The sequence below is a fragment of the Leptospira chreensis genome (assembly GCF_016919165.1).
In the GTDB taxonomy this organism is placed as follows: Bacteria; Spirochaetota; Leptospiria; order Leptospirales; family Leptospiraceae; genus Leptospira_A; species Leptospira_A chreensis.
Genome location: NZ_JAFFPS010000007.1, coordinates 79,419 through 92,820 on the forward strand (window position 1 = coordinate 79,419; position 13,402 = coordinate 92,820).

Sequence of the window (13,402 nt, forward strand, 5' to 3'; positions counted from 1 at the left end):
GAACTTAGAGTTTGCCCTCCGGCTGCAACACTTCCAAACACTCTTTCTGAATGGACTTCAGAGTTTCGTTATTTGGAAATTCTTCCAATCCTAAATTGGCAACTTGCAAACCTTTTTGGTAAAAACCTGTATTCTTATATTCGAAACCCATTTTTAAATAGGTTTTCGCAGCAGTTTCATAATAGAATTCGTCTTTCTTTTGGTTCCCTTTGGTATAGGTCTTCGTGAGAGTCGCAAGAGCTGGGTAATATTCCCGTTCTGCTACAAGGGACTGCACCACTAGTTTTTTCCGTTCCATCAGGTTTGTGTTTTTGTCCAATCTTTCGGATTGGTTTAGGAATTGAATGGCTTTGGAGTATTCGTTTTTTCCCACATAGGCTTTGCCCATAGTGAGATTCCACTCAGAAAGTTGCACCGGGTTGGACTTTGCCTGGTTCACAAGGTTTAGAGTGGAAATGGTCTCGTCATATTTTCCAAGATCGAGCAAAAGTTTTCCTTTTCGGATGACTAATTTGTCTCGGGATTCGTCAGATAGAGAAGAGGATTTGAGATCAGCATCGATGGATTCGATTTGGGCCAAATGAGACCCTGTATTGATTTTGGAAGCTCCTGTATTCAGGACTCCTTGATTTGATGCGCAATTTTCAAATGCCACAACCATCGCTAGAATGAGGGTTAGTGGGAGAATCGATTTCATTAGCCTACCTTTAGTTTGTCTAATTCCTCTAAGAAATTCTTAGTTTCTGTGTCTCTATCCTTCGTTTCCATAGGGAAAAAAAGAACAGCGTCCTGAGACAGCTCGTTTAAAAACCGAGAGGGGGCACTCTCGATTTGCTCCCCAAATTTGCGTCTTGTACGAGCCGAAGTCAAGTACAATTTTCGTCTTGGGCGAGTCATACCCACGTAGAGAAGCCGTCTTTCTTCATCGACCACTTCCCCTTCTTCTTCTATAACACGTGAGTTCGGTAAAATTCCCTCTTCTAGGCCCACTAAAAAAACTAAATCGTATTCCAGACCCTTGGACTGGTGCATGGTGAGGAGTTGGACCCGGCGGTCTTCCTCATCCTCTTTCGGTTCGTCTTCCATCAGGAGAACGAGTCTCTGCAAAAAGTCAAAAATGGTGGCTTTGCCCTCACGGCCCTCTTCTTCTTCAAAAAAGGACATCATATTCACTAGTTCACTCAAATTGTAAATCCGGGCCTTAACCACCTTCTCCTCGGTTTCTTCCATGGAGATTTCCCGCTCAAAACCGATTTGGGTGATCATTTCCCGAAGCACCGGCGCCATCTTCGGCGACATTGCAAACTTCTTTTTGAAGGCATCCACAAGTTCTACAAATTGGTAGATTTCTTGTCTGACCTTAGCTTTAACTTCGGGCAAATAGTCAGGACTCTCAATCATTTTATGGAAGACTTCGTATAAAGATAGTTTGTGGGTGAAGGCTTCCTCTTGGAGTTTTTGCATGGTGCCGGGGCCTATCCCTCGTTTCGGGTAGTTGATGATGCGAAGAAGAGAATAATCATCCTTAGGATTTGCCACATAACGAAGGTAAGAGATACAATCCCTAATTTCTTTCCGATCAAAGAAATTATAACCACCCACTACTTTGTAGGGAATACTCCGGTTCCGAAGTTCCTCTTCAAAGGGACGGGATTGGAAGTTGGTTCGAAATAGGATGGCGATTTCTTTTCCCTTGAATTCATTTTTAATGAGTAAGGTTTGGATCCTTCCCGCGACAAAAATGGCCTCTTCTCTTTCATCTGCGGTTTCATAGTATTCCACTCGTTCCGCTGATGGGATACGACTATAGAGAGTTTTTTCCTTTCGGCCTTTGTTGTTTTGGATGAGAGAGTTTGCCGCTTGGATGATGAGGGAAGTCGAACGATAGTTTTCAAGGAGCCGTACGACTTTGGCTTGAGCGAATTCTCTTTCGAAGTTGAGAATGAGTTGTACATTCGAACCACGAAAGGCATAGATACTTTGGTCGTCGTCCCCTACCACACAAAGATTGTCACTTTTCCCACGAAATAAGGATAAAAACTCATATTGGAGTTGGTTGGTATCTTGGAATTCATCCACAAGATAATATTCGTGTTTTCTTTGGTAATAGGCAGCAATTTCAGGAAATTCAGCTAACAGACGTTTGGGAAGTAAAATCAAATCATCAAAGTCGATGGCATTTTTTTCTTTTAGACCCTCTTCATACATAGAGAAAACTTCGGCCGCTACTAAATCCAATTCTCCAGTAAGACCATTGTCTCTTGGATGGACTTGGGTATTTTTTGCATAAGAGACCCGCCTTAGAATTTCCTTGGGGGGAACTTTTTTAGGATCCAATCGTTTGGACTTTAAAAGGTCAGAGACAAAGGCTTCTTGGTCGGTTCCATTAAATAGTAAAAAAGTTTCGTTATAACCGAGTTTGGTAATATGTTCTTTTAGGATCTTCAAACCTAACGAGTGAAAGGTGGAAAGAGTGATTCCTTTGAGTTTTTCTCTTGGAACCATCTTACGAAGCCTTTCGGCCATCTCTTTGGCACTTTTGTTAGTGAAGGAAAGAGCGACGATTTTCCCTGCAGGGATCTTAACCCCTTCGATCATATGCGCGATACGGTTGGTGATGACCCGAGTTTTTCCTGACCCCGCGCCCGCGAAGACAAGAAGGGGTCCTTGGATGGTGGAAACTGCTTCCATTTGCGCCGCATTTAATTTCATAGAGAGACCGGTAAGGGACATAATCTTGGTAAATCCGATCCGGTCGAGTGAAAAACGGCTGTTCTTTATTACTTAGGAACGGTTTCCTTCCAAGATTTGTTTTGGCCATGGAAGTTTAAAAAACTCTCGAAAACGGGGTCCTCTTCCACAGGCAAAACCGATCGAAACCGAATCCAATCGAGAGCGGTATACAACGCCATTTCAGAAAGTCCGGTTTTTCCATCAGTAAAGAAAAAGTGACCGTTTAACTCGCGTTTGATATAATCCAAAATAGAACTAATTCTTAAGGCATTTTTAGTAAGGTATGGCGCTGCATCCGGTTTAATCCCCTCTTTGTTTAAGTAGAAGATGAGAATCGCATTGTCCAAAGCCTGGTCGATAGCGTTTTGTATATTTGCTTCTCTGTAACGATGGGGCCCTGATTTGGGGCGAAAATTACCAGATCCCTTGGTTTCAAAAAGATAGTCCATGATGGTGTGGCTATCCCAAATTTTGAGATCGTCAATCTCGGCGTAAGGAACTTTCCAAAGAGGATTCTTTTCCCTGAGTTCCTTTTGGCCGGCTTCCGTCAATGTGTCCACGAGAGTGAAGGGAATCCCCATTTCTAAACAGAGAAAACGAATTCGTCTTACATAAGGGGAAGTGATGCTACCATATAATTTCATATGTAGATAGTTTTCTGATCGCGTCCATCCGCAAGAGTAAGATTTTTAGAAATCTAAAAAAGAAGGAAAATCTCTATACAATTCCTGGAATTCAAAATTCCCTTGTTCGAAGGAAACCAAAGTGAAAGAACGAAAAAACTGGAAAGACATCTACGCCACCCCCATTTATACATTGGCAAGTTTTGATATCAAACTCCCTCGTTCTGTGGAAGAAAAAACATACTATGTGTTAAAATCCAAAAATTGGGTGAATGTGGTTCCTGTAACTAAGTCGGGCGAGATCCTCCTCATCAAACAATACCGACATGGAATTGGAGAAGAAAGTTTGGAAATTCCCGGTGGGATTGTGGACGAGGAAGGCCCTGGTTCCGAATTAGAATCCGCGATTCGTGAACTTAGGGAAGAAACAGGATATGCTACAGATCCAACAAAATACAAACTTCTTTCTAAGTTTTCGGGTAACCCTGCCATGTTTACAAATTGGTCCTATTCCTATTTAGCGCATGATGTGGAGTTAATTCACGACGTGGAGTTTGATGAAGGCGAAGATATTGAAATCATTTTAAAGAAACCAGAGGAAGTAAAACAATTGTTACTTGATGGGGTCATCCACCACCCTCATATGGCAGCGGCACTTGGAATCTACTTCTTACAATCTAAGTAAGATAACCGAAGCGATGTAGAGTTATTTGCTAGGGATCATTCGAAGAATTAGATTCCTATTTTAATGAATTCTAAAAAAGGGAACTATCTTCGTTTAGAAAAATCCCCAAGATTTTCGAAATTGCTGGAAAATTAAACATTAGTTTGAGACTGTATATTTATGAGAAAGTCCATCGCACATTCAATCTTAGTACTTATCATAATATTCAGTCAGTTTCCGCTCTTTGCGGAAGGTGAAGAAACATTAGAACCCATTACCATCACAGTCCAAAAGGGAGAAACACTCTCCCTCATTTCAGAAAGGCATCTTTCTGATCCCAAACGCTGGCCAGAACTTCTCAAACATAACAAAATCCCCAATCCAGATCTTATCAAACCAGGTTTGTCTCTAGTCGTTCCTGTTTTTCTTCGTAAAGCCGTAGTGGGAGTTACTGAATTTGTATTGGGACAGGTAGAATGGAATGGGACTGGTGGTAAGGGTCCTTGGGTTCCTTTAAAATTAGGACAAGAACTCCATCCGAATGACCAAATCAAAACTGCAGGCAAAGGGAAAACCGATGTTCATATTAATAACGTGGGTATGGTGCGAATTTTAACAAACAGTCATTTCGAAGTGAAAGGGGCAGAGAAGAAAGGTGGGGCCATCACCGTCGCTCTTTTTAAAGGAAGTCTGGATGCAAAGGTCACAAAATCCAATCCACCGACCACCGAACATAAATTCAATATCGTTAGCCCATCTTCGACTGCGGGAGTTCGCGGAACCGAATTCCGAGTGGAGTTAGATGAAAAACTAAGTTCGACTATTTCTTGTTTTGAAGGTGTGGTGGATGTAGGGGCACAGGGAAAAACTGTGGAACTCACACAAGGGATGGCTACTTTTGTTGAAAAGGGAAAGTCACCTGTACAACCTTATAAAATTCCTGAAGCGCCACGCATTAAAGAAGAATAGAAGGATTATGAATCAAAAATTTTTACTGATCATTGGGATTGTTTTCTTAAGTTATAGTTCTCTAGTTTCTAAACCCAAGAGGGAACTCCGAGTTGTGATTGATGCAGAACCAGAAGCCAGTTTTGAATTGGAACTTTGGCAAGAGAAACCAAACGAAAACGGCGACAGCATTGCGCCGAAACCTCCTGAATCCATTCAGTTTAAGGGAAACCGAATCACAGTAACACCGAAAGATGATTTTGAATATTTTCGTGTTCGTAGGTTAGGTGAATATGGGGCCAAGGGATTTTGGACCCAAGTTTATTCCACCAACGTGGATCCAGGTTCTCCCCTTTCTGTTCCCAGAGAATATGTGGCTAAAAAAACTTTTGTTCCCAAAGGGGAACCAAAGAAAGTCAGTTCCGTCATCTCCACAGATAGTTTTGTCATTGTGAAATCAAAGGACGAATCCATTCGGTATTTGACAAAGGATCAGTTGACTTTGCATCCAAGTGATGATGCTTCCGGTGTTGCTGAAGTTCGATTCCGCATCAACGGTGGTCATTGGAATTCTAGTAAGGCCATGACATCCATCCCTATCCAAGAAGAAGGGAGCTATAAATTTTTATACTTCTCTCTAGACCAAGCAGGAAATAAAGAACCTATACAAGTTTTGGACTTTATTAAGGATGTAACGGCTCCCGAAACCAAAATCGATTGGGTGGGACCAAATTCTGTTGGCAAAGGAAGAACTCAATTTCTTTCCCCAGAAACAAAAATCAAACTCACTGCAAATGATAAATTAAGTGGACCAAAAGACATTCTCACCGCTTACACTTGTCAGTCGGGAACACAAACAGAGTTTAAACCTTATACAACGGAGATTTCCATTACAGACTTAAAGTCTGTTTGTAAGGGATCCTTCCAACTTTTCTATTACGCCGTAGATCAGGTAGGGAATGAAGAGGCAGTCAAAACTTTGAATTTTCAATTGGGCAGTGAAGCCAATTGATAAATCGGACTAGATTGTCGATTGCTCTCCATTTTCGACAATAAACATTGGTCAAAGAGATGAAGAAAAACCTTTCTTTGGCCATTTTCAAACACCGCGACTTCCGATTCTTTATTGTAGCAAGGTTCTTTATGGTCCTTGCCATTAACATCCAAGCAACCATCGTAGGTTGGCAGGTCTATGAACTCACCGGTAGTGTCTTAGACTTGGGACTTGTGGGGCTTTTTGAAGCCGTTCCTTCCATTGTGGTTTCCCTCTATGCCGGACATTTAGCAGATTTAAGAGATCGTCGTAATATCATTGTTATTTGTTTATTCTTCTTACTCCTTTGTTCCCTTACTTTATTTGCATTCACGGGCCCTCTTTCTTTTTTACTCGATACTTACAAAGCCTATCCTATATTTTTAGTGATTTTGGTTTCGGGGATTGCTCGCGGTTTTATCTCCCCTGCTATCTTTAGTTTTGTCACACAACTTGTTCCGAGAGAACACTATGCACATTCGGCTGCCTGGATGGGAACTTCCTTCCAAGCAGGTGCCGTAATTGGACCTGCCATTGGAGGGATTGTATATGCAAGTTTTGGAATGCAGGTGGCTTATGGTTTTGACTCCGTTTGTATCGGACTCCCCTTTTTACTTTTCTTTTGGATTAATAAACGTAGCCTTCCCGAACGAAAAGAAAAAGAAGCACTGAAGGATAGCCTTTTGAAAGGACTTCGGTTTGTTTTGAAAAATGAAATTATGTTAGGTGCTATGGCCCTGGATATGTTTGCCGTTCTTTTCGGAGGGGCCGTGGCTCTTCTTCCTGTTTATGCCAAGGACATTCTCTTCGTTGGTTCTGAAGGACTGGGATACTTGCGCGCGGCCCCATCTCTTGGTGCTTTACTTATGGCTTATTACCTGACATACAAACCACCGCTTGAAAAATCAGGACGGGTTTTGTTATTCTGTGTTTTTGGATTTGGGGTCTGTATGCTTGTTTTTGGTCTTTCACATTCCTTTCTATTATCCCTTGTAGCCTTATTTTTATCTGGTGTTTTTGATAGCGTTTCCGTTGTGGTTCGTTCCACCATTATGCAAACCATGACTCCCGAAGAAATGCGGGGCCGTGTCAGTGCCATCAATAAAGTTTTTATTGGCTCTTCCAATGAAATTGGTGCCTTTGAATCAGGGGTTTCCGCAAAATTTCTCGGGCCCGTCGGTTCCGTTGTTTTTGGAGCCACGATGACCATACTCATTGTCTTCTTTACTTTCCGTTTATCCCCTAAGCTGAAAGAGTTAGAACTGAAAAACTGGGTCTAAAAGTGCTTGGAAAATCTCTTTTCTAGGGAATACTGGACAGGCCATGTCAGATTTGATCCATGATTCCAAACTTCCAGCAGATAAAAAGCACACCCTTGTTCTTCTCATACAAACAATGTTAAACGATGTGAACAAACAGATCACTCATTTAGGAATCAATAACTACGTGAAACTCCAAGATGATATTGCAAAGCTCCTTGTTCCCATCATTGAAGACAAACTGGAATGACTAGTCGCTCGAACAAACTGGTGTTACCTTCCCTTTAACTTCGAAACGATTCAGTATAAAGACCATCCATTCCGGTGGTTTCTTTTTTTCCTTGGTATGACAGAAAGATAGAACTCGCGATTCTGTCTGAACCCAAAACCAAAAGTTCTTTCCCTTCCAAAAATCCGTCTCACCTAAAATGGTAGAATTCGGATCCAAAACAAAACTCACTTTTGGATGAGACCCGTCCCAAAAAGAAAGGGAGATCACCTTTTCCCCATTCGAAAGCCCCACCCTTGTTCCTAAAAAATAATTTTGTAAATGTAACTGCAAATCTACCGCTTCGCTTTCTTCCCAGATCGGGTCTTTTACAAGGGTCGTAAAAAGAAACCGCTCCCCTTCTTTGGGTCTTTGCAATCCCGTTAAACCTAAGGTTTGGCGGTAGGCACTGGCAAGAGCATTGGAATTCGAGTCAAAACCTCCCTCGCTATAGAATAGAACATTGGTTTGGAAAAGGGAATTTTGGAACCGGTAGACAGAGAACATCCGCAGTTGGTTTTCCGAATTCGTGTTGGTTCCCGCTGAACTTTGTGTATTGGTTAGAGGAAGGGCCAACCAAAGAATCCGTTTCCATTCCCAAAGGAATTCCTTTGCAATTTTCTCATGATCTATTTTGACAAAGATCTCTTTGTTTTTATCCCGAGCTGAAACCGAATAATTATAAGAGCCCGTATATACAATGCGATCATCAACGAGCATGGTTTTGTGATGTAACAAACCACCTAGATAACGATCATTTTTATAAACAAAATCCACATTCCCATCTTCGTAAATTTGCGAAGGGAAGTCCAGGTTTTGGCTGAGGTAGATTCCTTCTGGATTTGTATTCATAGGAGCATTATAAATTCCTTCGACACGAACTCCCCTTCTACTGGCTTCAATCAGTTTCAAACTGAGTACCGGATCATAGTGAGAATAAATTAGGTATTTGATGGAATGTTTGGCAGAGTCCACGGCATCGAGTAACTGCTGCTGGATCTCAAGTCCCGCTTCGGGAGAAGTCAGGTAAAGAAGTGGCCCAACCCGAAAGAATCCACGAGGATTTTTTCCTTCGAGAGTGGATGTGATTGCATTTAGTTCTTCAGGAGAAATGTTCTGCATCCAAAAGACATTATTGTCTGTATCCAGTCCATGTGTGGTAAAGTTACCAGTGCCCGTAAAAAAACGAACTCCATCAAAAATCCAAATCTTTGTATGATGGATGCCTGATCCTGACCATCTTTGGATTTCCAGACCGAGCGATTCAAGTTCCGCATAATCTTCTTCCTTATCGCCAAACAATTGGATGGAAACACCCATTCTCTTTTTTAAGTACAGTTCGGTAAGGATTTCAGAATCATCGATGGAATACAAATCAGCACGAATGGAGACTTTTGCTTTCCGAATCTCTGCGAGTATTACCTCCTTGACGATTCTCTTTTTCTCTATCGCAATATCCCGGCCGGGATAGGAAAAGTATAGTTCAGAAACCGGATAATTGGGAAATAGAAAAGAAGAAAGATCGGTTTGTGATTTTGGTTTTTGGCAAAATAGAAGGAAAGGCAAAACAGAGATCAAAACGAAAAGGCGAAGTTTTTTCATATTTGTATTCTCCCAAATACATAACCAAAGTTTGATTTGATGCCGATCGATTCCGGTAGGAAGAGCTGAGAGATCCCGACCCCTAACTCAAAAACAGAATCCTCTTTGATCGAAAGTTCCAAAAGCCCTTCTCCAATAAAAAATGTATCAAAATCTCTTTTCTGAAAACTAATCCTCCCATCCGTTGGACCGCTAAGATGGTAAGGTAAAAAATAAGAACCGACTACTTTTGCAGCGAACTGATGGTAGGTGAATTGAAGCACGAGTTCACTCAAATATCCGAAACACCTCCCTTCTCGGAGCGCAAAATTTTTTTCATATCCAGACTCAGTCACTGCCGCCGAGGGAAAGATCCGAAAGATTTGTGATATATAAGGTGTCTGTGCGGGGTGTGTTCCAAAAGAAACATAACCGTCTCGAATGATTTGGTTCTTTCCATTCCTTTCCTCCCGATCAGAAAGGAAATGGGAGGTTCGGAATAAAAAATCACCTAACCTAAGTTCGGCTCCAATTTGGATCGCCTCCCCTGAAATCGGAATCGAACCGGTGTTACTTGCCATTTTGGAACTCGTTCGATCGTTTCCCTTGGCCCATAAAAAATCAAATTGGACTTCATAAATCTCGCCATCGAATCCAAAACCTAAATTTCCATTCAAAAGAGAATCCCCATCGGCTCCGGAAACCTTTGTTTCTCTCGGACTATCCTTGACATGCCGGCCCCAAGTCCCAAGCTCCAAATACTGCAAACCCATTCTCAGTTTGAGATAGTCTCCATATAGGATCCCAAAAGCATGCCTTCTATGATGGTGGGTTCTCTTTTCATTTGGGTCTGCTCCTTCCGGTAAACCTTGTCTAGGTGGTTCAAGGCTTAGAAGTATCGAACGAAACCGGTCTTTTTCGAATAAAAGAGATCCTGAATGATGGTCCCAAAGAAAAAACTGTAAGGTTAGATTGGGCAAGGGCAGAAATTCTAAAAAAAGTCCATCCCCTCCATCAAAACTTGTCTGAAAACTTTTGGGTCGAAACAAATGTTCCCGTCGGCCCACTCCAATGATAAACCGGGAAGCCTCATAACCAATATAATGGTTTTTTCCTAAATAAAAGGGCCTTAGTCCGGTTTCTTTTCCTGTGGTGAGTTTGATATCTAGATCCCAAACCATCCTTTCTTTTTTGTCTTTATCTTTTATACCAACAAACATCGATTCGCCGGACACTCTGTCCAAATAAGTTGTTTTCTGAAAGTCCTGGCCTAATTGGCTGATTTGTAAATCCCAACCGGGAGGTGGCGGGTCTTTTTTCGCATTTGTTTCTTTTAAGAATAATTCATACCCCAAAATCCCTACCTCCACTCCCACAGCAAACAAAGAAGAAGTTCCGAAATATAGAGGGATCACAAGAAGGAAATAAACCTGGAAACGATTCAAAATCCCTCACGAAAGATCTCAAAATCAGAAGCCATCATTCCAGAGCTTCCCGATTTCAACCAAAGAAATTCTCCTGTAGCCACAGGAAGGCGAAAAGAGGAATGGCTTTCTTTTTGTCCAAAGGAAGAGATGAGAAAAGAACTCTGTCCTTGTTTTTTACGGAGTTGGATGGATTCCCCAGAAGAGATTCCATTCCCAATGGTTTGGGTGGATCGTATGGTAAGGAGTAAATCCGATTCCGATTGGAAGATGGGAAAAAACCAATCCTTTCCATCGGGATCCACAATCCATGCACAAGCACCGGGAAGAAGAAGTGTTGTATTGTATTGGAATCTTTGGCCTGCTTTGCCCAAAGGGGAAAGATTCGGAAAACGAGTATGGTAAGAAACAAGATCATCAGTGTTTGCTTCATCTTCCACTAAATACGAACTCAAATCCTCTTCTCTTTCCGAACGATTACAAACATAGATCCATTCATTTTGTGATTCCTGCGGGTTCGGATAGATGGCTTCGATTTGGATGGGGCCTCTTCGTTCCAAAAAACTTTTGGATTGGATGAGGGAAGGATCAGAAAAATAGGAATAGAGTTGTTCTTCCGGAAAAAAGGGGAGCGGGTTTCCTAGATTGGCTGTATAAACATTATCACCTAATGTTTGCAAAACGATAGGAACAGAACCACTTCCATTTCCTAGTTTTACCTCGGTTTGGTTTCCCAAAGGAAGGTTTGTGAGATAAGTATATACCGAATTCAATCTCTCGATTTCCAAACTGCGGTGTTTAGAAATTCCGGGACTTCGAAAGTCTCCCAAACAAAGCGAGGAAGGATGGATCGAACGGGAAAAAAGAATGGGATGAGGTTCTGGATGGAGAGAACGCAATCCATTCATACTCCGCTCTTCTACCAGGTTCGGATCGAAAGAGAGAAGAACGGGTTCCCCTCTTTGTTTTCCCTGGTAACGAAGAGAGAACAAAGACTTCGAAAAGAATCCTTCTGGCAATTGGTAGAAATTCTCTCCATTACAAAGAGAAGGAGAGCTGGCCAATGTCTGAATTTCTATATCCCGCGGTTTCCAGAACAAATACCGATTTCCATTTTCCCTTTCGAAAGAAACAACACCCTCTTCCTCCCTAGAAAATCCAAAGTCCAAAAACGGAGACTGCTTCGGGTTGTATTCCCAAAGATCCGTCGGAAGAGTTTCCACCGAACTCGTGTTTACTGATCCTGGACTGATCTGAAATCCATACTCTAGAAGATAAGGTGAGCTTCCAGTGCGGCCATGCGGGTGTTCGTTTCCAGAGTCCACGACAATCGAATACCGATTTTCTTCCTTTAAGCGAAGCAGATGATGGAGTAAGGGACTTGCTTGGAAGGGAGTTCTTTGTTTACTTTTTCTTTCTTCCCAAAAGAAATTGGGAATTTGGAAAACAACTTTTGGAATCGAAAAAGGTTTTTCCTTTTCTAAAAGATCCCAACCCGACCAAGGTTTCCTTGTGACAAGAAATGTTGCTCCCGAAGGCAAAATCCATTCGTCAGCTGACAAGGGATAGATGGTATTTTCAAAAATCCAATTGAGAGAGGAGCCGTCACAAATCTCTCCTGTATTTTGAAATTCAAAGTAAGCCGGAAGGGGCATCGAAGAATCAAAATGATTTCCTGGATAAAATTCCGTGATTTGGATTTGGTGGGACCGGCAACTAGGAATGTCCTCTTCTTTTTCTTTTCTTACCAACTGGTTTGGTAGGCCAGGATTTCCACAAAATAGGTTTCCTGATTTCCTATGGTTGAATTGGTCCCGACAAGAAACCGAACGAATTTGGTTAGAGAAAAATTCATTCCCTTGGCGAAAGGAAAACTCAAAATCTCGGTATTCGGAACTGCCCCACCTAACAAAGGATTCTTTTCCTAAAGGAGAAAGGAATTCTTTGGGAATGGGAATTCCCTTATATCCGAGATCATCAGAAAAAAGTACAATCCCTCTTGGTAAGATTACCTTGGTTCGTTTCGAAAACAAATCAGAATGGAAGGTCGTTTTCTTTCCGTCAACTTCCCAATCTAGGCTTTGTGTGTGTGGACAAATCACTGAGTCTTTCGGATTCTCCCATTCCAGAAACCTTTGGTAAGAAGATTCGGAATGACGAAAGACTTCGGAAACCACGGGTTCTGCCGGTTCACACTGTGTTAGCCATACATCGTTTTGTGTTACGATCCTTTCCGTAATCTCTTCCAGATCAGGACAAGGTAACTCTAAGGAAATGATCGGGCGTTTGTTTTCGGATCCATCCAAACTCTCGGAAGGAAATACGACCTCACAACTCTCTTTAGTTCTTTGTAAGAAGATGGGATGCGGGATAACAAAGCTTTGGTACGTGACAAGGCCACTTGAGAAAACCTGCGAGTCCCATTGTAAAAGAAAACCAAGCTTGTCGGATTCCTTTTTCCACTTTCCCCATTCAGTCAGAGAGGCGGCCCAACCCTTTCCCTTCAAACGCCAAGAAGAATACTCGCTCGGTTCTCTTTCTAAAAATGAAAAACCCAATTTCCATTTTTCAAAAACGGATTCATCGGCTTTCCAACAAATTCTAAATTTTCCACCTAACTCAAGTCTGTATAGAGAAATCGGAAGGGAATGAAGACAAAGAACACCGGAATCAAAACTTGTATAATTCGTGTTTTCAATGGACTCTCCCAAATCCTCATGGATTCCATACTGGAATTCGAATCGGGGAGTATCGGAAAACCCATCACCAAACAACAAAAAGGGGGCTTCGTCTTTATTTTGGCAAGAGCCAAAGAGAAATAAAAGAAAGACAATGGTTTGTTTTCGCATCTCCCACCTCAAAGGCTTTA

The 13,402-nt window shown here is 41.9% G+C and carries 11 protein-coding genes; 5 read left to right on the plus strand and 6 right to left on the minus strand.

Going from position 1 to position 13,402, the window contains the following annotated elements; all coding sequences use genetic code 11:
- Nucleotides 1-4: 4 nt before the first annotated feature.
- The 3 genes from JWG41_RS01530 to JWG41_RS01540 form a co-directional block, all read right to left on the minus strand.
- Nucleotides 5-697 (minus strand): LIC12587 family lipoprotein, encoded by a 693-nt coding sequence (locus tag JWG41_RS01530; protein ID WP_205268220.1) that lies wholly within the window; start codon nt 695-697, stop codon nt 5-7.
- Nucleotides 697-2,712 (minus strand): ATP-dependent helicase, encoded by a 2,016-nt coding sequence (locus JWG41_RS01535; protein ID WP_205268257.1) that lies wholly within the window; start codon nt 2,710-2,712, stop codon nt 697-699. The genes JWG41_RS01530 and JWG41_RS01535 overlap by 1 nt, the downstream gene beginning before the upstream one ends.
- A 68-nt stretch (nt 2,713-2,780) precedes the next feature.
- Nucleotides 2,781-3,377 carry a glutathione S-transferase family protein gene (locus tag JWG41_RS01540; RefSeq protein ID WP_205268221.1) on the minus strand — a complete coding sequence of 199 codons (597 nt, stop codon included), beginning with the start codon at nt 3,375-3,377 and terminating at the stop codon, nt 2,781-2,783.
- Between the two features lie 121 nt (nt 3,378-3,498).
- Between JWG41_RS01540 and JWG41_RS01545 the strand changes: the two genes are divergently transcribed.
- The 5 genes from JWG41_RS01545 to JWG41_RS01565 all read left to right on the plus strand — a co-directional run bounded on the left by JWG41_RS01545 (nt 3,499) and on the right by JWG41_RS01565 (nt 7,510).
- Nucleotides 3,499-4,041 (plus strand): NUDIX hydrolase, encoded by a 543-nt coding sequence (locus JWG41_RS01545; protein ID WP_205268222.1) that lies wholly within the window; start codon nt 3,499-3,501, stop codon nt 4,039-4,041.
- Between the two features lie 159 nt (nt 4,042-4,200).
- A complete protein-coding gene (locus JWG41_RS01550) occupies nt 4,201-4,989 on the plus strand; it encodes a FecR family protein (RefSeq protein WP_205268223.1) in 789 nt (262 codons plus the stop codon).
- A gap of 7 nt (nt 4,990-4,996) precedes the next feature.
- Complete coding sequence (locus JWG41_RS01555; RefSeq protein WP_205268224.1) at nt 4,997-5,980, plus strand: LBF_2017 N-terminal domain-containing protein; 984 nt, start codon at nt 4,997-4,999, stop codon at nt 5,978-5,980.
- Between the two features lie 59 nt (nt 5,981-6,039).
- A complete protein-coding gene (locus JWG41_RS01560) occupies nt 6,040-7,281 on the plus strand; it encodes an MFS transporter (RefSeq protein WP_205268225.1) in 1,242 nt (413 codons plus the stop codon).
- Nucleotides 7,282-7,324: 43 nt separating this feature from the next.
- The gene (locus JWG41_RS01565) at nt 7,325-7,510 is read left to right on the plus strand and encodes a hypothetical protein (RefSeq protein WP_205268226.1); all 186 of its coding nucleotides are present in this window, start codon (nt 7,325-7,327) and stop codon (nt 7,508-7,510) included.
- On the opposite strand, the gene JWG41_RS01570 is transcribed toward JWG41_RS01565, so the two are convergent.
- Genes JWG41_RS01570 through JWG41_RS01580 form a run of 3 tightly spaced genes read right to left on the minus strand, consistent with a single transcriptional unit; the run spans nt 7,511 to nt 13,382 of the window.
- On the minus strand, nt 7,511-9,130 hold the full coding sequence (locus JWG41_RS01570; protein WP_205268227.1) for a phospholipase D-like domain-containing protein: 1,620 nt from the start codon (nt 9,128-9,130) through the stop codon (nt 7,511-7,513).
- Entirely contained in the window at nt 9,127-10,554 is a 1,428-nt protein-coding gene (locus JWG41_RS01575; protein WP_205268228.1) for an LA_2168 family protein, read from the minus strand. Before JWG41_RS01575 ends, JWG41_RS01570 begins: the two co-directional genes overlap by 4 nt.
- Entirely contained in the window at nt 10,551-13,382 is a 2,832-nt protein-coding gene (locus tag JWG41_RS01580; RefSeq protein ID WP_205268229.1) for an LIC11755 family lipoprotein, read from the minus strand. The genes JWG41_RS01575 and JWG41_RS01580 overlap by 4 nt, the downstream gene beginning before the upstream one ends.
- Nucleotides 13,383-13,402: the final 20 nt, after the last annotated feature.

Excerpts from the sequence above, each read along its gene's own strand:
- JWG41_RS01530 (WP_205268220.1), bottom strand. The coding sequence starts at position 697 with ATGAAATCGATTCTCCCACTAACCCTCATTCTAGCGATGGTTGTGGCA.
- JWG41_RS01535 (WP_205268257.1), bottom strand. The coding sequence starts at position 2,712 with ATGAAATTAAATGCGGCGCAAATGGAAGCAGTTTCCACCATCCAAGGA.
- JWG41_RS01540 (WP_205268221.1), bottom strand. The coding sequence starts at position 3,377 with ATGAAATTATATGGTAGCATCACTTCCCCTTATGTAAGACGAATTCGT.
- JWG41_RS01550 (WP_205268223.1), top strand. The coding sequence starts at position 4,201 with ATGAGAAAGTCCATCGCACATTCAATCTTAGTACTTATCATAATATTC.
- JWG41_RS01555 (WP_205268224.1), top strand. The coding sequence starts at position 4,997 with ATGAATCAAAAATTTTTACTGATCATTGGGATTGTTTTCTTAAGTTAT.
- JWG41_RS01560 (WP_205268225.1), top strand. The coding sequence starts at position 6,040 with ATGAAGAAAAACCTTTCTTTGGCCATTTTCAAACACCGCGACTTCCGA.
- JWG41_RS01565 (WP_205268226.1), top strand. The coding sequence starts at position 7,325 with ATGTCAGATTTGATCCATGATTCCAAACTTCCAGCAGATAAAAAGCAC.
- JWG41_RS01570 (WP_205268227.1), bottom strand. The coding sequence starts at position 9,130 with ATGAAAAAACTTCGCCTTTTCGTTTTGATCTCTGTTTTGCCTTTCCTT.
- JWG41_RS01580 (WP_205268229.1), bottom strand. The coding sequence starts at position 13,382 with ATGCGAAAACAAACCATTGTCTTTCTTTTATTTCTCTTTGGCTCTTGC.